This window comes from Cupriavidus sp. 05N38 (genome assembly GCF_056397345.1).
Map to the genome: position 1 here is coordinate 97,043 of NZ_JBFTNF010000066.1, position 18,205 is coordinate 115,247.

Here is an 18,205-nt window from a genome sequence, read left to right on the forward strand (position 1 = left end):
TGGATGGTTAGCGCCCAAGGGCGGTAATCAGATGCATGGCAAGGGCGTTGCGCACTTCATCGGCGGACTCTTGTGTCCAGTCACGCAGACCCTTCCCGGTCCGCATGCCTGAATTTCCCTGCCCGAGCAGATCATCGAGAAGCGGAGAAGGCTCTCGCGAGTTATCGAGGTCGGGAAAGATGAGCTGATGGACGTTTCGGGTGAGTTCCAGGCCTACCAGATCGGCATTCTCCATGGGGCCCAGAACCGGTAGCCGCATGCCGAAACTCTGCTTCACGACGATGTCGATCGTCTTCGCATCACAGACACCCCGGTAGACGAGCGAAATGGCTTCCCTCCACAGCGCATGCTGAAGTCGGTTGCCAATAAATCCTGGTACGTCTTTATGAACTTTTACGGGGCATTTGCCGACTTGTTCCAGGAGGGCGAACGTTTCATTGAAGACATCGTCGGACGTTTCTTCGATCCGGATCACCTCGACCAGCGGCACCAGATGCGGCGGATTCCACCAATGGGTACCTAGCAGTCTTGCCTTGGCCGCATCGCTCAACTCGCGGCCGATCTCGCTAATTGGAATGACGGAGGTATTGCTGGCCAAGATGGCATGGCCGGGCGCTGACGCGGCGATTTCCCGGAACAGGTGCTGCTTCAATTCGATTCGCTCGGGTGCCGCCTCAATCACCAGGTCTGCCTCGGCAACCGCTGCTTTCAGGTCGCGTTCGAGCCGTAGATTGCGAAGAACCGAGAGCGCCTTGCCGCCCATCTGGACCAGATTGTGAGAGATGTGAGCCGGCGCCTTATGGAGCACTTCTTCGTTGGAGTCGGTCAATGTCACGAGGTGATTTGCGGCGGCAAAGACTTGCGCGATGCCATGACCCATCAGGCCGGCACCCACGACGGTCACGTTGAGGCGTTTCTGCACTTACTGTCTCCTAGCTGTTCTCATGTCCTGCGGCAGGTGCCGGGGATCAGGCTGTGCGGTAATACTAGAAAGCAAAGACTTGCCTGGTAAGGTCCCTTTCGGACATATTGATGTCCGAAAGAGACACAGGAGAGATCATGGCGGCTCGCCCCCCACTACTGAACGACCGGATCTACGCGCCGTACAAAATCGAAATGCTGGTAGAGGTGCTGGAACGCCAGGGCCTCTCGGCAGAGGCCTGCCTGCAAGGCAGCGGATTGGCAGTGGCGGACATTCATAGCCCCGAAACGCAAACCTCTGTCCGTCAGTACCTGCAGGTGTGCCAGAACGCCGTGCGTTTGTCGTCAGACCCGGCAACTCCCTTCGAAGTCGGTCTTGCCATGCACCTGTCCGCATATGGGATGTACGGATATGCACTGATGTGCAGCGAAACCGTAAAGGACTTCTTCAACCTGGGCGTGAAGTATCACAAACTCGCCACGCCAACCTTAACCATTCAGTGGCGGGAAGATCCAGACACGGCGGTGTGGGTATTTCCGGATGCCTTCATCACTAGCCCCTCGCCGGAACTGCGGCGGTTCCTGATCGAGCAGCAGTTCGCCCAGCATGTCACCCATCTGAAGGACATTGCCGGCGCCGGATGCCTTCCGGTCGAGGCCCGATTTTCCTATCCCGCACCGGCTCATGCGGGCCTCTATGCGACCTATTTCAAATGCACTTGCTTGTTCAACCAGGAGCAATGCGAACTCGACTATCCCCGCGCAATCCTTGACGGAAGGCCGCAGCTTGCGCACAGGCTGACCTCGACGCTGCTCCAGGATACATGCGACCGCCTGATAGGCCAGGCGAAGACTTCCACGGGAACCGCCGGCGAGATCTATCAGTTGATGATGCGCACACCCGGCCAGTTTCCATCAATGGATGAAGCCRCTGCCGCGCTACACATGACCACGCGGACATTGAGGCGCCATCTCCTTGCCGAGGGGGTATCGTTCGTTGAAATAGCCGACGACGTAAAGTGCTCATTGGCCACGGAGTATTTGCGAACAACCGAATTAAGCATCGACGACATCGCGGTACTCACTGGCTTTACCGATCCCGCGAATTTTCGAAGAGCTTTCAAGCGATGGACGGGAAAGAACCCCGGGGAATTCCGTGCGTAGTACGGAAGCTGACAACGCCGCGACTAGCGAGTGGAAGCGTCATCAAGTTCCTGGTAACTCAGTTTGACCCGACAGCGGTGTGCGTCCGTTGGGTCGCCGCAACATACCCCACTTCAGAAGCAACATCCCCCCGTTCTGGTGATGGTAGCTTGCAGTCCGCAGAAGGATTGCAATGCGCAACCATGAGCCTGGAGCGCAATCCGTGCGAAACGAGATTCCAGCCGTCCCGATCTGGCGGTATGGTCATTGCAGGCAACGAGGCGATCGAGAAGCACTTTTTGCACCCGCCATCTGCCCTGACCCAGCGACTCTCTCATTCCGCATGCGATCCAAATGGATAAATAACGGTAATAAGGGGAGATACGCCATGAAGCTGGTACGGGTACTACTGACGACCGCAGCGCTGCTGCTCTCGGTCTCATGTCTGGCGCAGGAGGCAAGCACGCCTTCAGCGCTCGATACCGAAGCTGCACGACTGCTACAGGAGGGTTCGCGACTGGCCATCGCGGGCAAGCGAGCAGAAGCGATCGAGGACTTCGACAAGGTAAGCGCCATGTATGAGAGCGCGCTCCAAGGCAGCAAGGTTAAGCTGTTTAGTGCCAGATTCCAGCCCGAGGCATTGTTTTACCTCGTGGAAGCATCCAATGCCAAGACGCCGGCCAGGGTTGTCTCCGGCAATTGGGCCTACGCGTATTACATGAAAGGCTACGTGCTGGTCGAGCTTGGCCGGCTCGCGGATGCCAAGGTCTCGCTGCAACAGGCCATTGATCTGGCTCCGCACAATTCCCAATTTCTTGCGGAACTGGCGAGTGTGTATCAACGCGAAAAGGACTGGTCTCTGGCGATGAAGACCTTCCAGGCTGCCGAAACGCAAGCGCGTGAATTTTCTCCACCGGCGCTGAAAAACGCTGAGCTTTCGCGGGCATGGCGCGGCCAGGGATATGTCTACGTAGAACAGCACCAACTCGCTGAGGCCGAGGCCCTGTATCGCAAATGCCTCGAATTGGATGCTTCCGATACCAGGGCCGCAAACGAGCTCCGTTTCATTCAGGCCCAGCGGGCGAAACAGGACAACCGGGCTCAGTGAGTGCCGGTGCGGCGCGACGGCGACCACGTTCGGCTAGCGAATTCGATGTGGTGACCAGAATCTCGAGTGTCCGCATCGGCCGACGAACCGACTAGTGCCGTCGATGCGCGAATGTCCGTTGTTTAAGTTGAAACGACGCCCGGGCGTTCGAATGGACCGGCGGGCCGACGGCCGTAGCCAATCTCGGGCGGATGACCCGCCGAGGAACTGCGACTGTCCCTGCCTGCCCTGAGCGGCCTCTGAGCTTTCTCGAAAGCGGACACTGAAGGCGAGTGCTTCCCGATGGAGGCCTTCCCCGCCTTCTTGATCCTTAGCCTTAACTGGCTATAGCCGCCACATTTGCCCGCGCCGAGTGCAATTTCTTGTAGCTGTCGATCAAGCGGTGGTGCCTGTCGAGCCCCTCCAACTTCATGCTGGTTGGCGTCAAACCAAAGAAACGCACGCTGCCGTCCACTGAACCCAGCGCCGCGTCCATCCGCGCATTGCCATACATCCGGCGGAAGTTGACCGCGTAGTCGTCCAGGTTCAGATCGTCATCCAACTGCACTTCCAGCACCACATTCAAGGCCTGGTAAAACAGTCCGCGCTCGACCGTGTTGTCGTTGTACTGCAAGAAGGCGCCCACCAGCTCGTGCGCCGCCTCAAATTGCTGCAAGGCGAGATTGATGAGCAGCTTCAACTCCAACACTGTCAGCTGCCCCCAATCCGTATTCTCGTCAAACTCGATGCCGATCAGCGTGGCGATGTCGGCGTATTCATCGAGCTCACTGTTATCCAGACGCTCAAGCAGGGCCTCCAGGCTTGCGTCGTCCAGGCGATGCAAGTTCAAGATATCTGCGCGGAACGACAGTGCCTTGTTGGTGTTATCCCAGATCAGATCTTCTACAGGATAAACTTCCGAATAGCCCGGAACCAAAATCCGGCAAGCAATGGCGCCTAGCTGGTCATACACAGCCATGTACACCTCTTTACCCATGTCCTCAAGAATGCCGAGCAAGGTTGCTGCTTCCTCGACATTGGAGTTCTCGCCTTGGCCAGAAAAATCCCACTCGACAAAATCGAAATCCGCCTTGGCGCTGAAAAAGCGCCACGACACCACGCCGCTGGAATCAATGAAGTGTTCGACAAAATTGTTCGGCTCCGTCACGGCGTTACTGACAAAGGTGGGCTGCGGTAAATCGTTCAGGCCTTCAAAACTGCGACCCTGCAGCAACTCTGTCAGACTCCGTTCCAGCGCCACCTCGAAACTTGGGTGCGCGCCGAACGAAGCAAAGACACCGCCAGTTCGTGGGTTCATCAAGGTGACGCACATCACCGGATAAATTCCACCCAACGAAGCATCCTTCACCAATATCGGAAAACCTTGCTCTTCCAGCCCCTGAATGCCTGCCCGAATGCCAGGGTATTTCGCCAGCACTTCCTGGGGCACATCGGGCAGTGCCATTTCGCCCTCCAGAATTTCGCGCTTTACCGCCCGCTCGAAAATCTCGGACAAGCATTGCACTTGCGCTTCGGCCAGTGTATTACCGGCACTCATGCCATTGCTGGCGTAGAGGTTTTCGATCAGATTGGAGGGAAAATACACCACTTCGCCGTCCGACTGCCGTACAAACGGCAGCGAACAGATACCGCGCTGCACATTCCCCGAGTTGGTTTCGTACAGGTGCGAGCCACGTAATTCGCCATCCGGATTGTAAATGGGCAGGCAGTATTCATCGAGAATTCCAGCCGGTAGCGCATCTTTGCGTCCAGGCTTGAACCAGCGCTCGTTCGGGTAATGTAAAAACGCCGCATTGGCGAGGTCTTCGCCCCAAAACGTACCGACATAAAAATGGTTGCAATTCAGGCGCTCGATAAATTCCCCCAACGCCGACGCCAGCGCGCTTTCCTTGGTCGATCCCTTGCCATTTGTAAAACACATTGACGAGTGTGCGTCACGGATATGCAGCGACCAGACATTGGGAACGATATTGCGCCATGAAGCGACTTCAATCTTCATCCCCAAGTCCGCCAAAATGCCAGACATATTGGCGATGGTTTGCTCCAATGGCAGATCCTTGCCCGCAATATAGGTGCCGGCGTCAGACGCCGGCTTCAAGGTCAGCAACGACTGAGCATCGGCATCCAGGCTCTCTACCTCTTCGATCACAAACTCGGGTCCGGCTTGCACCACTTTTTTTACCGTACAGCGATCGATGGAGCGCAAAATACCCTGGCGGTCTTTGGCAGAAATATCCGCGGGCAACTCGACTTGAATCTTGAAAATCTGCTGATATCGATTTTCCGGATCGACGATATTATTCTGCGACAAGCGGATATTATCGGTCGGAATGTTGCGATTTGCGCAGTACAACTTGACAAAGTAAGCCGCACATAATGCCGACGAGGCCAGGAAATAATCGAACGGGCCAGGTGCAGAGCCATCGCCCTTATAGCGGATCGGCTGGTCGGCTACCACCGTGAAGTCATCGAACTTGGCTTCAAGACGTAGCTTATCGAGAAAGTTGACCTTAATTTCCATGGGGGAATTCCAAAAATCCTGCTCAAAATGATGCGACCGCTATTATCCGACGCCGCGCTGGCGCATTGTAATATATCGGTGCTTTCTACAGGCGCCGTCGCATACGGATAATTTGACAAGTGAGCGCCAATTGCGCAGGACGTGGCTGGAACTTCACGCCATGGCGATATCCAGGGCAGCGAGTTGTCAAAGACCTATCGCAGGCTGCGTAGCGTACTGACCACTTGGAGGTGCCTTATTAGTCGTCGGGACGGAATGTGATGATGAAGCGGTCCCGCACCCGAGCCGACCGCACTGTCCGCGCCGCCTGCCAGCGCCTCGTCGCGGTCATTCGAACATTCGTAGGACGGAACAGCTGACTAGCAATCGGGCTGTATTCCGTAGAAGGTATAAAACTCCGCGATCGGGGCTTCGACGGCGAGCGCCTGCAGTGGGAAGGTGAGTGCCAAGTCTCGAACATTCGTCAGATTCAAGAGCCGTCTCTTGAAATCCTGCACAACGCCGAGTCTGAGCGAGCCATCGCGGTGGAGAAATTGTCCCCATAGCGATACGTGGCGATACCGCGGTTCTGCAACCCTGGCGCTCGCGACGTACGCCGCGGGAAAGCACCGCTGGTATGCAGGGAGGTTATAGAGCCACGAGGTGCCCACGACTCGTGTCACTTGTTGCCTGTTGCGCTTGACGTCACCGAAGAGTGACCGGAGTTCAGCAAGCCGTGCAGGCATGCGCTCCATGCTCAAAGGAGATGCCGTGGTGGATTCCGCATTCTGGAAATGAATTCGCACACATTCCGCGTCCTGCATCGCGTATGAAAAACAGCCAGCGGCCGCTGCAGTTCGGGAATCCTCACCTTGCGTGAGATAGAAACGATACGTCCATTCGCCAATATCCGATGTCCGGGTCAGTCCATCGACGTACTGACGCCAAATGGGATGACGCTGGTCAAAATCCCTGCCTAGCCCAAACCGAATGTAGAAGTTCGTGTAGTCGAGCAATGCTCGTTCGACGGGCATGTCGACAAGACCCGCAACTGCCCGGGCAAAATCAAGCTGCAACTCGAAAAAATCCCTGCTGTAAGCCATTGGCGCCGCCTCCCTAGAGCGTGGCAAGAGCGATGGCGACGGCTCGCATGTTTTCCTTGAAGCTTCGTTTTTTTGGCGATTGGTTTCGCATTAGACCTACAGGGAAATACGGCATTAATTTCCGGAAATGGTTACCAAAAGACCTCGTAATGTCTCTTGTGAAAGACAGGCAAATGAGGCGTGAATGTTGTTGGATTTGTGGAAACTGGCAAATGTCGCTTTATGGCCGGACTGGGGCGTCGAATCATTGGCCTTCCCCGGAAATCGGCGATGAATCTCTATTTTTGCTTGCCTTGAGCGGGCAGCGTAAGCCAATATCTTGAGTTCCAAGTATCATGGGGATTTGTTCGGCGTAGCTCCTCAAGACCACCAAGAAGAACAAACACCTGATGGACAACGACGTTCCACTCGACCCGCCGCGTCTGAGCGCGCGCAGCGAGCCTTTGCCGACGAGGTTGCCGCGCACGCTAGCCTCCGCGACACTTCTTGCCGCGCTGGTCATGATGGCTGCACTGGCCGGCTCGGGGCAGTTCGGGCGCTTGTCCCCGGCCTTCCTTCTGCACGACGTGGATCATCTCTCATCCGCGCAGCAGCAAGCAAGACTCGAGGCCTTCAACGCCGTCACCGCCTTGCCGGTCGCTGCCGTCGAACCAAAGGATGAAGAGACTGCCCTTGCAGGAATGCGGCTCAGCGCGATCGCGCGCGAAGCACTGACAGCCGACCTGCATGAGCGCCCGATTGAAGCGGCTGCGGCTTCGCCGAAGCCCGCCACCGGCACAGGCTCGTCCGTCACGCCACAGGCGCAGGGGCCCGAGACCGTCCCTCACCCTGCTCCGGTCAGCACCGTGCGGCCAGTCGCTCCGGCCAGGCACCCAACCCGGCTGATCTGGCTGACGCTGTGGGACACCGACGATGAGGATGGCGACGTCGTACGCATCCAGAGCCAGGGATACTCCCGGGTGGTCACCCTGACGCGCCAGCCAATGACGTTCGCGGTTCCTGCTGCGTCGTCCGGGGTCGTCAATATCGCCGGAATGCGCGACGGGGAAGGCGGTGGCATCACGGTCGGCGTGGCTTCCGGCGCCTCGCGCGTGACATTACCAATCATGAGCGTTGGGCAGACTATCGGCCTGCGCACCCAGGCTCCGTAAGATGGTCCGACTGCTGAACGCCGCCAGCCGCGTGCTCCCCCTGGCTTTTGTCGCGATCGCGTTGATCGCCATCGCCCAATTCTGGATAGAACATGGGCCTTCGGGAGCGGTCATGCACGACGGCCTGCAGGATGCTTTGCACCGGCTGCGCGAAGTGGCCTGGTATCTTTTTGCTGTGGCCTTCGGGCTATGGTTCTTCGTCTTTGCCGGACTAATTCATGAGCGCACGCGGACCTTGTCCGCCAGTGGCAATCGGGGGGGATGGGTAATGGATGTTCTGGATCGCTTGACCAACAAGCGTGTGCTTGAGGAAAAACTCGCGGCCGATGCCGAATCGGTCTTTATCGATGCGAACCAGCTCGCCGAGGCACTGAAAGGCAAGGTCATCGGACAGGATGCCGTGTGCGACGACATGGCAATGCAGATACGCAGGCGCCTCGCGCTGAAGCAGCGCGGCAAGCCGGTGGGTGTTTTCTTGCTCGCCGGACCGCCCGGAACGGGTAAAACCTATCTGGCCAAGCGCCTGGCCAGCGAGTTGCAACGTGCCTTGATGCACCTGGACATGACGCAGTTCTCGAAGGGCGGCTTCGCTGCCACCTCGCTGTTCGGTTCATCCAAGGGGTACGCCGGTTCGGACACCTATGGCAAGCTCACAGCCGCCTTGCGTGATGTACCCAACTCGGTCGTGCTGCTCGATGAGTTCGAAAAAGCGCATGCGGAAGTCCACAAGAACTTCCTGACTGCCTGGAACGACGGCTTTGTAACGGAAGCGTCTGACGGCAAGCAGATCCCGACCACGCAAGCCATCTTCATCCTGACTACCAATGCGGCGACCGATGCGCTCCAGGAACTGAGCAAACGCTTCGAGAATGATGCCGATGGCATGCGCCAGGCTGCCACCAACGCATTGCGTGAGGCTGGCATTGCGCCCGAAGTGCTCAACCGCATCGACCGCATCTTCGTGTTCAAGCCGCTCTCCGGAATGGATGTGGCGCGGGTAACGGCACTCGAAATCGAGGCGATGATTCAGAGCTACGGCCTCGAGATCGTGGACGGCGGCATCGCCCCGGAAGTGCTGATCGCACTGATGCAACGGCAGGCGCGGCTTGGCGGTGGCGCGTCGTCGCGGGATCTGGTGCGGGCAGCCGAGGAATCCATTGCCGACACCCTGATCGAAGCGCGACAGAAGGGCCATAGCCGTATTGCGCTGATTGCCGAAGACAAGCGCATTGTTGCCAAGCCCGTCTCGTGATGACCGCAAACGTTTCCTGGTCCGGTGCCTGGCGCAGGCTGTGGGCACGCGCTCCAATATGGCGTAGCGCCGTGTTGCTGGCGACGGTCGCCACCGTGCTGTTCGTTTGCCTCGGGCGGAATCCACCGCACCTGCGCGGTTCCACTTCAGAGGACCTGCAGGCCACGGCCTCCTACACGGCTCAACCCCGACCGCAGACCGAGCCGGCCCCACCGCCCGCCATTCCTGCGGGAGATCTCCCCCGTGCAGCGATGCCAGCACCACCGGAGGTGCCAGTCGCACATCCCAGAAAGCAGGAGGCCGCGCGCATCCAGCAGCCCGCGCCTGCCGCGCCGCGCGAGGTACCACTTGCACTGTCACGCCCGGCCGGCTCGGCTTACTCCGATCCGGTGCAAGGCGCGTCCCCTGGTGCCAAGGCTCCAATGGGCAAGACTTTCCGCGATATGTTCGAAGTTGGCGGGCACCGACTACCGTTGCCTCCCGGTACGTGGACGGTGCTATCTGATATCCGCGGCAACCGTCCAGATCAGACGATCGCGACCTATTTCCTTGGTCGCATCGAACATCAGCGACTCGCCGGCGCGCTGATAGTCCAGTCAGTCGTGGCGAAGACCTCACCAGCGACGGGGTTCCCGGTGGCGCGCTCCTGCGATGACGGTAATGCGCTCTACGTGGTCAACGAATCGAACGAACCCAATGGCAGTCAGTCTTGCTGGCTGATGCACAACATCTTCACGCCGCCGTGGACCCATTGGGACGACCGAAGCGTGCGCATTGGCCAGGCTGAACGCGCCGCTGCAGGCGAGATGTCCGTGCGCGGGATCTCCTATCCGCAGGATTTCGTAGTGGTCGAGTTCCATCGCGCCGAGAAGGCAGACCTGCTGCATGTGGCGTACCTGTTTAGTCCGGAGCAGGAACACATCAACACATCGCCGGCGAGTACGTTCCGCGATTCTGACTGGTATGGCCCGAATGTCGCGCGTGACGCCGCCAGGGTTGCCTATGTCGGGCGCCTGCGGGACTGGGGAGCAAATTGGTGGAACAGATACAAGCAAGCCTTCGCGTCAGTCGGGTAGGCCTGATGCCATTCGCCCTTGACTGGAGATGGCCGACCGTCCCGGCGCTGATGGCGGGGCTGGCCGCCCTCACGATAACAACCGTCGTGCGAGCCGATCCGCCGTCTCTCCCGCCCGGCGAAAAATTGCTGTTCCAGCCGGGCTTGCCGGCAGGCTGGCGTGGAATCCCCTCGCCAGCCAGGATGGCCGCCGAGGCACCGTCACAGGTCACGACCGAGCGTTTCGTACCGGAGAACCCGTGGCAAGCCGACTGGGAAGAACTGCTCGCAGTGACCATCTTTCTTGGCCAACGGCTGGATCCGGCCAGTGCGCTCGAGCTGGAGCGCAAACCAAAGAGCCAGCACAAGACTAGCCGCTGCCAGGCGGTGCCGCAGATGATGTACAGCGATACCGAAGCGGCGAACGGTTACCCTGCCGCCACTGATGTCGTGTTCTGTCCCGATGATGGTAACGGGAAGGCGTATCTGTCGATTGGCAAGTTCATTGCCGGCACCGTCAACTATTACGCGCTACATCGTACCTGGACATTCCCCGCCACGAGCAGCATCCCGGTTCCGACGGACGAGCAGCGCCGCTGGGTCAACATCATGACGGGGGCCATTGTTTGCGACAACCAGGCAGCCTCGAGTCCCTGCAAGATTCGTCCCGGCATCAGCTACATGGCCATCACGCCGCGCCAGGTTGCAGCCACATCGCCGGCAACAGAGCACATCATGGCGGCGCTGGCCAAGAGCCATTCCGCAGCATCGGCACAACTGGGGGATCAATCGCCCACGTTGCCGCAGCCTGGTCCGGTGCAGGCAACCAGCCTGTATGGCGTCCCGCTCAGCCAGGCGACGCGTACATCGCTACGGCGAGCCATCCAGGGAAGTGGCCTGATGAAAGCCATCAAGCTGGATCTCATTGATAGCGTCGACAGCTACACCCCCATCCCGTCCACGGCCGATGCCAGGCAGCTCGATGTCCATTACGCACCGGATGGACGGTTTAGCCAGGCCGAGTACCTGTTCAAGCCCGACGTTGGAATCGACAAACTCGGCGAGAGGATGAAGTCCAGATTCGGGCCACCGGCTGCCACTGCGGGGGACACACTGCGCTGGATGCCAGCGCCGACACTGACAATCGAATTGCGGCAGGGGGCGGGCGGTGCGGTGTTGGCATACAAGCGCGACTAGAGCGTGTTATGCATTTTTCGTCACGGCTCATGTCATAGGGAGATGACGAAACGCAGACCCTACCCAACGGACGTGTCGGACGAGGAATGGAGCTTTGTAGGTTCTCCTTCGGTTCTTTGAACGTTGGCAGCGGGCGCGGGCATCCGCTCGCGCACCGCCAGCACGACATGTGACGCTGTTATGACCTGGCACTTCCAGCGCTAATGGCATCAACGGCGGCTTCCAGCGTGATGCGTGCTTTTTCGCGCCGTCTGCGCGCGAGTCGCTCCTCGCCGGCGCTGCGTTCGGACTCACCGGCCAGTAGCGCATGAATGGCGGGCAGCCTGAGGATGACGCCGCGACTGCCCCAGGTACCGTCCGGAATTTCTGTCGGAAAGACCCATACCCGCGATACGACCTCGTCGAACGGTCGGCCCTCGGCACGGGCGACCGCTTCCGTGATCGCTTTAACCAGTGCGCTACGCGACTCATCGGTGTACTGCCCCTCGGGCGCCGAAGGAATAATCCGGTAGCGCACTGCCTTCGAGCGCTCTCCTCCGACGAATACCGCGGCCGGTCGATGCAGATGGAATACCGATACGGCTTGCGCAACCGGATTGCCCGGGTCGTACCCTTCGGCTTTGATCAGGATGTCAGTCAGTTCTTTAACCAGGCGTGCTTCCGCTTCAGGCGTCAAGGCATCTTCCGGCCACAGTGCGTCGATCATTGGCATGGTGTCACTCCTTCTTCAGGTGTTTCGGTTCGCTGATCATCGGCCTTTACGGGCAGACCTGGAAGTGGCAGTATTGCCATCATCCGAGGAATATCAGACACATACGCAAATGATCACGATCCGGATCTGGGTCTATGACGGCATCCTGGCATCGGGCGTTGCGGGACCCATCGACGTCCTCAATGCCGCCAACCACCTGAGTGCACGGGAAGCCGCACATAGTCGCCATCCTTCCCCCAAGTTCACCTGGCGCGTGGAGTCGCTGGACGGAGGACCGGTCAAGGCCGCATCGGGCCAGAGCATTGCCGTGGACGGGAAAATCGATCCCCGCAAGCGTTCGGACGCCATTCTGGTAACGGCCCCTTTCTTCTCCAACATGGAAGAATTCATCGGCCGCCACAAGCAGTTGAACGCGCTGACCTCCGCGCTACGGAGCCAAAGCGAGGCGGGCGCCGTGCTGGCCACATACTGCACCGGCAACTACCTGCTTGCCGAGGCGGGCTTGCTGGACGGCCGGGTCGCCACGACACACTGGGCCACTGCGGCGGACTTCGCCCGACGCTATCCGCGCGTCGAGCTTCGGGCCTCGGAGATCCTGATCGCGCAAGATCGCATCATCTCGGGCGGCTCCGTGACGTCGTATCTCAACCTCGCCGTGCGGCTGGTCGAAACGTTCGCGGGCGAGACGCTTGCCGCGAGGACCGCCAAGTCACTATTGATCGACATGAACCGGACTTCTCAAGCGTCTTATGCGAAGCTTCTCGACGACCACGGTCATGCCGATCCGCTCGTCGCACGAGCGCAACAGCGTATGGAGGCGACACTTCAGCAGGGGTTTCGGCTGAGCGAGCTCGCCGAGTGGCTCGCTGTCAGCGAACGGACGCTTAACCGGCGTTTCAAGCTGGCAGTAGGCCTGGCACCATTGGCGTATCTGCAGAACCTGCGCATCGAAGTAGCCAAACAGTTGCTGGAATCAAGGCCCATTGGCCTTGAGATGGTCAGTCAACGCGTCGGCTATGGAGACCTCAGCACGTTCCGGCAACTGTTCAAGCGCAAGACCGGCCTTTCGCCGAGCGAATATCAAATGCGATTCGCGCGCACTTCGATCACGGACGAGACAGAAAGCAAGTCGCACAGCCCTCCCGATTAGCAATCCGCAACGCCGCAAAGGCGGAATGCCGCGGAACCGATCCAACAAGCGGTTGATTGCGCAAATGGATGCACAGCTTTGTGTTGTTCGAGCGATGCGGTGAACTCCGCCGAAACAGGGGTGGCGCAATACACCGCGCCCGGTCAATGCCGACCGGCGACGGGCGACGTCGTGCTGGCTTCCTGGAAGAGAGTGGCGTAGCGTACGGAATGCGGGGAGATGCGGCGTAAGCTGGAAATATGAATGGACAGGGGCCGTTTGCGATGACTTCCGGCGCAAATGCCGATCCGGCGGCAGTGGGTGCGACTCGGTGTCCCCCCCGGTCTAGCTGAATCAAGCCCAAAGCGTCCTTTCAGGCGACGGCTCGCCACGATAATCAGCCCCCCATTTACACGAAGCAACATGTCCTTCACCCATCGGCTCGTCTTCTGGCTCGCGCTGCTGGGCATGGCGCTGCACGCGCCATTGCTGCCGATGACCCACGGGCAATCGGCCGAGGCAATGCTAGATCACTCGATCTGCAGCGCAAGCGGCATAAGCGTGGTCTCAGTGGCCGATCAAACGCCCCTCGGTCAGGGCGCCCCCGGCAACCACCAAAGCCTCGGCGATTCCCTCTGCTGCCTGGTCTGCGCGGATCTCGGCAACACTAATGCGATACCGCACGCGCCGTTTGTCTTTCAGCCTCGCCTCAGCCAGCCTGGCCTTGTGCGGCCGGTGTTACAGCGCAATGCCTATCGGCCTCCGAGCATTCTCCTCGCGACGGCCCGAGCGCCGCCTTTGGCATGATCGGCTTCGCCTGATCGCCCGCGCGCTGCACGGGCGCGCGCCCATGCCACGGGCGGACTACCGGTCCGCCCCCGTATTGCCCTGAACACCATGAATCCGATCCTTCGCGCCGGCACCGCAGGTGCCGCATTGCTGCTTCCCTCGTTTGCGTTCGGCTGCGCCACCTGCGGCTGCTCACTCAGCGCCGATGCCGCCATGGGCTACTCCACAATGCCAGGCTGGCGCATCAGCTTCGATTACAGCTTCATCAACCAGAACCAGCTGCGCCATGGGACAGGATCCGTCCCCGCCACGCAGGCTGCCGCAATCAACGACGCTGGCGGCAGCCAGGAGGTGGAGAAGCAGACAATCAACCGTTACTACAACCTGGGCCTGAGCTACAGCCCGAATAGCAGCTGGAGCTTTAGCACGATCGTCCCCATCATCGACCGCAGCCACACCACGTACGGCAACGCGACTTCCGACCAGCTCACGCCGGACAACGTGAGCGGTGTGACGGCCAGCGGCCTGGGCGATATCAAGCTCATCGGCACCTACCAGGGCTTCCTGCCCACCCGAAACCTTGGTGTGCAACTTGGCGTGAAGCTGCCCACGGGCGCCTACGGCAGCCAGAATGTCGTCACCGGCGCCACCGTGGGCCGCCCGGTGTTCTTCTCCTCAGGCCCGAATGCGGCTGCGGGCCAGGCGCTCGACGCCAGCCTGCAACCCGGTACCGGCAGCACCGACCTGATCCTTGGCGCGTACTATTACCAGCCGGTCAGCCAGAATTTCGACGCCTTCATCAATGGCCAATTCCAGGCGGCGGTGATGCAACGGCTGCACGACGTCAATGCGGACTATCGTCCCGGCAATCTCCTGACCGTGAGCACCGGCGTGCGCTACGTAGTCAAGCCAAAGGTGGTGCCCCAGCTACAGTTCAATTTCACGCACAAGAGCTCAGACCAGGGCGCACTTGGCGACACCATCAGTACAGGCGGTAGCGTGCTCTACCTGAGCCCCGGGGTCACCGTCGCCGTGAGCGAGCACGTGCACATGTACGCCTTTCTGCAGAAGGCAATCTATAGCAATCTTCAGGGGTACCAACTCTTTCCTCGCTGGACTGGCAACCTCGGGGTGTCCTATGCGTTCTGATCTCTCGTCTCGTCGCGACTGGATCCGCAAGGCCGCCGCGCTTGCCTGCGGACCTTCTCTTGCTGGCTGGCACACATCGGCGCGCGCGGAGAGCCTGGCGGTGGGGCGGCCGGCGCCACCGCTGGTGCTGCGCACGCTCGACGGGCGCAACATCGATACGCGGGACCTGCATGGCCAGGTAGTAGTACTCACGTTCTGGGCAACGTGGTGCGGCCCGTGCCACACAGAGCTTCCTGTCTTGTCGACCTATGCGACGGCTCACGCCCGGGAAGGACTCACCGTGCTCGGCTTCAGCCTGGACACGCCAGACTCGCTCGCCGACGTACGCAAGATGGCTGCCAGCCTCGCCTTTCCGGTAGGACTGCTGGGTAGTGCCTACGCGGGCGGCTACGGCCGGGTCTGGCGTCTTCCGGTGAACTTCACCATCGACCGCGCGGGGATCCTCGCCGATAACGGCTGGGATGATGCCAGCCCGGCCTGGACAGCCGAGCGGCTGGAGCAGGTCGTCACGCCTTTGCTGAAGCGGTAACTGGACAGCGCCTTGGGCGACATGCACTGCGGGCGGCGTTCCTGGTCATCCCGATGCGCGGCCGGTCAGACTTCCACAGGAGTGCCCCTCCAGAACGTGCTGGCGGGCGGGCGCCTTGGAGGCGCGCCAGGACCACGGCCGAGGGACCCGTCCAAATCCGACGACGTCGCGTCACTGGCCGACCTACAATATGACCAAGGTCAATGTGAGCAAGTGAGCGGGCGTTGCCAGCGTAGGGGTACATCGCCTGTTAGTGTTGTCGCTGGCGTCTGCCCAATGCCGAGGCAGGTCGTCGACGGTTATGTGCAGATGCCGGAGCCGGAGAGACTCGGCAACGGCGCCGGTGCCGAACACCGCTACGACGTTCTCCCTGCATCGGGACTGGATCTGCGCGATGCTTCGCGCCAGCTGATCCGGCCCGACAAACCACATCCCGTTCCCTTCGCCAGGTGTTGTTGTCGTCAATCTCAAAGGCCGCGTTGCGGCCCAAGCATGCGGAGGTTCACATGAGCAGCGCTGCAGTCGAGACCCCGAACGTGCGGGGCGTGGACATGAAGCTCGAGATCGTCGTCATCCCTGTTTCGGACGTCGATCGCGCCAAGCGTTTTTACGGCGGCTTGGGGTGGAGGCTTGACGCCGATTACGCCTCCGACGATGGCTACTTCCGCGTCATCCAGTTCACGCCGCCCGGTTCCGGGTGCTCGGTCATCTTCGGCAAGAACGTCACCGCGGCCACACCCGGCTCCGCCCAGGGACTGTACCTGATCGTCTCCGACATCGAGGCGGCTCGCAAGGAACTGCTGGGACGTGGGGTGGAGATCAGCGGAGTGTTCCACGACGCCGCCGGCGCGCACGCCGGCGCGGATGAGCCGTATCTGTTCGGGCGGATGCGGGTTAGCGGTCCGGACCCCGAGCATCGCAGCTACCGCTCGTTTGCCTCGTTCAGCGATCCGGACGGCAATGGCTGGCTGTTCCAGGAACTCACCCACCGAGCGCCCGGTCGCGTGGACACAGACGCCACGACCTTCGCCTCGTCAGCGGATCTCGCGGCGGCGTTCCGGCGGGCGGAGGCCGCGCACGGCGAGCACGAGAAGCGAACCGGCGGCCAACGCGATGAGAATTGGCCGGACTGGTATGCGGAGTACATGGCTTGCGAGCAGGCAGGCAAGGACCTGCCCTTGTGAGCTGGCGGCTCTGCCGATCGCTGTCGCCATCGCGGCGGTCGAACGCCCATGACTCGTGATTTCGACGCAGTCATCATCGGCGCCGGGCAGGCCGGTCCATCCCTCACGGGCCGGCTGACCGATCCCGGAATGGCCGTTGCGCTGGTCGAGCGCAAGCTCTTCGGGGGGGCGATGCCGGCGCTCGACCACGTGCCCGACGTGATGAGCGCCGGCATCCCGTATACGGCCCTCCAGCAGGCAGTCCCGATACACCCGACCGTATCTGAACTCATCCCGACCGTGCTCGGAGAGATAAGGGCTGTTTCTTAAGTCGACTTATCCGCGCAGTAGAGGTCCCCGATGTGCAAGCTGCCGGGACCCGAGGTCACCTTCAACGCCACGCTGGTCTACCAGTGCCTTTGGAGAAGCACCATGCCCGACTCTTCTCAGTTCGACATTGACCGCACCTATCCGGGCCGCTGGACGATTACCTTCAGCAACCCGCCGATCAATATGTTTGTTCCCACGACGATCGTCGAATTGGGAGCGCTCATGACCGACCTCGAGGCGGACCCGTCCGTGAAGGTCGTAGTGTTCCAGTCGGCGAATCCCGATTTTTTCGTCGCCCATCTCGACGTAGCCAAGGCAGTTGAACGACCTGAGGTGCTGGGCCTTTGGCGCGACTTCGTGCTGCGCGTCTCGTCCACGCCAGTCGTGAGCATTGCCAAGATTCGTGGCCGCACGCGCGGCATCGGTAACGAGTTCGTACTGGCCTGCGACATGCGCTTCGCCAGCCGGCAAAGCGCCCTGTTCGGCAATCCCGAGGTCGGCGTCGGCCTGATCCCGGGCGGCGGAGCGCTGGAATGGCTCCCGCGCGTGGTCGGCCGCTCGCGGGCACTTGAGATTGTCCTCAGCGCCGACGATTTCGATGCCGACGTCGCCGAACGCTATGGCTGGGTGAACCGCACGCTGGACGACGACGAACTCGACGCCTTTGTCGATACGCTTGCCAGACGCCTGGCCTCATTCGACCGTGAAACACTCGGCGCGGCGAAAGCCCAGGTGAATCGGTTCGGAACGCCGACGGGTGCCGAACTCCAGTCGAGCATCGACCTGTTCTTCCCGGCCCTAGCCTCGCCAAGTGGGCAGGCACGCCGCGCCAAGCTCCGTAGCCTGGCTTACGGCGTTCCGAGCGACTTCGAAATGAACTTCGGCAGGTACCTGCCTTCGCTCGGGCAGGCGGGCGACGATGACACAGACCCACCACCTGCCGGCGCGCCAAAGGGCTAAGCCTCGTCCCGCAAT

General features: G+C 60.5%; 18 protein-coding genes. 13 read left to right on the forward strand and 5 right to left on the reverse strand.

Annotated features, from left to right (window positions below):
* Positions 1 to 7 precede the first annotated feature (7 nt).
* A complete protein-coding gene (locus AC1DK4_RS33245; RefSeq protein ID WP_441614117.1) occupies positions 8 to 922 on the reverse strand; it encodes a 3-hydroxyacyl-CoA dehydrogenase family protein in 915 nt (304 codons plus the stop codon).
* Between the two features lie 137 nt (positions 923 to 1,059).
* Between AC1DK4_RS33245 and AC1DK4_RS33250 the strand changes: the two genes are divergently transcribed.
* Both AC1DK4_RS33250 and AC1DK4_RS33255 read left to right on the forward strand, forming a co-directional pair.
* Positions 1,060 to 2,085 carry an AraC family transcriptional regulator gene (locus AC1DK4_RS33250; protein ID WP_477132034.1) on the forward strand — a complete coding sequence of 342 codons (1,026 nt, stop codon included), beginning with the start codon at positions 1,060 to 1,062 and terminating at the stop codon, positions 2,083 to 2,085.
* Between the two features lie 367 nt (positions 2,086 to 2,452).
* Positions 2,453 to 3,172, forward strand: a complete 720-nt coding sequence (locus AC1DK4_RS33255) for a tetratricopeptide repeat protein (protein WP_441614115.1) — start codon at positions 2,453 to 2,455, stop codon at positions 3,170 to 3,172.
* A gap of 316 nt (positions 3,173 to 3,488) precedes the next feature.
* On the opposite strand, the gene AC1DK4_RS33260 is transcribed toward AC1DK4_RS33255, so the two are convergent.
* Positions 3,489 to 5,693: an OsmC domain/YcaO domain-containing protein gene (locus AC1DK4_RS33260; RefSeq protein WP_441614114.1), complete on the reverse strand. Its 2,205-nt coding sequence runs from the start codon at positions 5,691 to 5,693 to the stop codon at positions 3,489 to 3,491.
* A 359-nt stretch (positions 5,694 to 6,052) separates the two neighbouring features.
* The gene (locus tag AC1DK4_RS33265) at positions 6,053 to 6,775 is read right to left on the reverse strand and encodes a hypothetical protein (protein WP_441614113.1); all 723 of its coding nucleotides are present in this window, start codon (positions 6,773 to 6,775) and stop codon (positions 6,053 to 6,055) included.
* Positions 6,776 to 7,164: 389 nt separating this feature from the next.
* Between AC1DK4_RS33265 and AC1DK4_RS33270 the strand changes: the two genes are divergently transcribed.
* From AC1DK4_RS33270 to AC1DK4_RS33285, 4 genes are all read left to right on the forward strand, one after another.
* A complete protein-coding gene (locus AC1DK4_RS33270) occupies positions 7,165 to 7,926 on the forward strand; it encodes a hypothetical protein (protein ID WP_441614112.1) in 762 nt (253 codons plus the stop codon).
* Position 7,927: 1 nt separating this feature from the next.
* Positions 7,928 to 9,178, forward strand: coding sequence for an AAA family ATPase (locus tag AC1DK4_RS33275; protein WP_441614111.1), 1,251 nt, complete (start codon positions 7,928 to 7,930; stop codon positions 9,176 to 9,178).
* Between the two features lie 422 nt (positions 9,179 to 9,600).
* Positions 9,601 to 10,254, forward strand: coding sequence for a hypothetical protein (locus AC1DK4_RS33280; protein ID WP_441614110.1), 654 nt, complete (start codon positions 9,601 to 9,603; stop codon positions 10,252 to 10,254).
* Between the two features lie 5 nt (positions 10,255 to 10,259).
* Positions 10,260 to 11,429: a hypothetical protein gene (locus AC1DK4_RS33285; protein ID WP_441614109.1), complete on the forward strand. Its 1,170-nt coding sequence runs from the start codon at positions 10,260 to 10,262 to the stop codon at positions 11,427 to 11,429.
* A 178-nt stretch (positions 11,430 to 11,607) separates the two neighbouring features.
* On the opposite strand, the gene AC1DK4_RS33290 is transcribed toward AC1DK4_RS33285, so the two are convergent.
* Positions 11,608 to 12,141 (reverse strand): tautomerase family protein, encoded by a 534-nt coding sequence (locus AC1DK4_RS33290; RefSeq protein ID WP_441614108.1) that lies wholly within the window; start codon positions 12,139 to 12,141, stop codon positions 11,608 to 11,610.
* A gap of 109 nt (positions 12,142 to 12,250) precedes the next feature.
* On the opposite strand from AC1DK4_RS33290, the gene AC1DK4_RS33295 reads away from it, so the two are divergent.
* The 4 genes from AC1DK4_RS33295 to AC1DK4_RS33310 all read left to right on the forward strand — a co-directional run bounded on the left by AC1DK4_RS33295 (position 12,251) and on the right by AC1DK4_RS33310 (position 15,737).
* On the forward strand, positions 12,251 to 13,291 hold the full coding sequence (locus AC1DK4_RS33295) for a GlxA family transcriptional regulator (RefSeq protein ID WP_441614344.1): 1,041 nt from the start codon (positions 12,251 to 12,253) through the stop codon (positions 13,289 to 13,291).
* A 402-nt stretch (positions 13,292 to 13,693) separates the two neighbouring features.
* On the forward strand, positions 13,694 to 14,077 hold the full coding sequence (locus AC1DK4_RS33300) for a DUF2946 family protein (RefSeq protein ID WP_441614107.1): 384 nt from the start codon (positions 13,694 to 13,696) through the stop codon (positions 14,075 to 14,077).
* 90 nt (positions 14,078 to 14,167) lie between these two features.
* Positions 14,168 to 15,208 carry a transporter gene (locus AC1DK4_RS33305; RefSeq protein ID WP_441614106.1) on the forward strand — a complete coding sequence of 347 codons (1,041 nt, stop codon included), beginning with the start codon at positions 14,168 to 14,170 and terminating at the stop codon, positions 15,206 to 15,208.
* Positions 15,198 to 15,737 carry a TlpA family protein disulfide reductase gene (locus AC1DK4_RS33310; protein WP_441614105.1) on the forward strand — a complete coding sequence of 180 codons (540 nt, stop codon included), beginning with the start codon at positions 15,198 to 15,200 and terminating at the stop codon, positions 15,735 to 15,737. Before AC1DK4_RS33305 ends, AC1DK4_RS33310 begins: the two co-directional genes overlap by 11 nt.
* A 183-nt stretch (positions 15,738 to 15,920) precedes the next feature.
* Here AC1DK4_RS33310 and AC1DK4_RS33315 read toward each other — a convergent pair whose 3' ends face one another.
* Entirely contained in the window at positions 15,921 to 16,169 is a 249-nt protein-coding gene (locus AC1DK4_RS33315; protein ID WP_441614104.1) for a DUF6130 family protein, read from the reverse strand.
* Between the two features lie 74 nt (positions 16,170 to 16,243).
* Between AC1DK4_RS33315 and AC1DK4_RS33320 the strand changes: the two genes are divergently transcribed.
* The 3 genes from AC1DK4_RS33320 to AC1DK4_RS33330 are packed head-to-tail and all read left to right on the forward strand — an operon-like array spanning position 16,244 to position 18,190.
* The gene (locus tag AC1DK4_RS33320) at positions 16,244 to 16,921 is read left to right on the forward strand and encodes a VOC family protein (protein ID WP_441614103.1); all 678 of its coding nucleotides are present in this window, start codon (positions 16,244 to 16,246) and stop codon (positions 16,919 to 16,921) included.
* 48 nt (positions 16,922 to 16,969) lie between these two features.
* Positions 16,970 to 17,230 (forward strand): hypothetical protein, encoded by a 261-nt coding sequence (locus tag AC1DK4_RS33325; protein WP_441614102.1) that lies wholly within the window; start codon positions 16,970 to 16,972, stop codon positions 17,228 to 17,230.
* Positions 17,231 to 17,260: 30 nt separating this feature from the next.
* The gene (locus AC1DK4_RS33330; protein WP_441614101.1) at positions 17,261 to 18,190 is read left to right on the forward strand and encodes an enoyl-CoA hydratase/isomerase family protein; all 930 of its coding nucleotides are present in this window, start codon (positions 17,261 to 17,263) and stop codon (positions 18,188 to 18,190) included.
* Positions 18,191 to 18,205: the final 15 nt, after the last annotated feature.